This is a genomic window from Mesorhizobium sp. M8A.F.Ca.ET.165.01.1.1 (genome assembly GCF_004792065.1).
Classification (GTDB): domain Bacteria; phylum Pseudomonadota; class Alphaproteobacteria; order Rhizobiales; family Rhizobiaceae; genus Mesorhizobium.
This window is the reverse complement of record NZ_SRTH01000118.1, coordinates 1-363: the sequence shown is the minus strand read 5'-3', so window position 1 is coordinate 363 and position 363 is coordinate 1. Positions and strand designations below refer to the sequence as shown.

At 67.2% G+C, this 363-nt stretch carries 1 protein-coding gene; it reads right to left on the bottom strand.

Annotated elements, in window-relative coordinates; genetic code table 11:
* Positions 1-22 precede the first annotated feature (22 nt).
* On the bottom strand, positions 23-363 hold a 341-nt coding region (locus tag EN808_RS35355; protein WP_135918233.1), incomplete at its 5' end, for an isochorismatase family protein.

Sequence of the window (363 nt, the reverse complement as noted above, 5' to 3'; positions counted from 1 at the left end):
GTCGGGGCGCTGGCCACTGCCGTCAGAGCTCCGCGTAAAGCCGCGCCGCGTTCTCGAAGGTGAAGCGCAGCGGCAACGACCCCTCGACCTGCCAGACCTTCACCGTGTCGCCGGCCATCAGCCTGCAGGCATCGAGCGTGTTGGTGACGGCGCCGCCATAGAGCCGGTTGGCGAGGTTGAGGATGCCCGTCTGGTGCATGGCGGCGCTTGCGCTGCCGCAAGCGTCCTTGACCAGAAGCACGCGGAAACCGCGCGCCACCGCGTCCTTCACCGTGGCGTCGATGCAGGCCTCGGTCCACACGCCGGCAATGACCAGCCATTCGATGCCGGAGGCCTTGAGCTTGTCGGCAAAGTCGTTCTTGC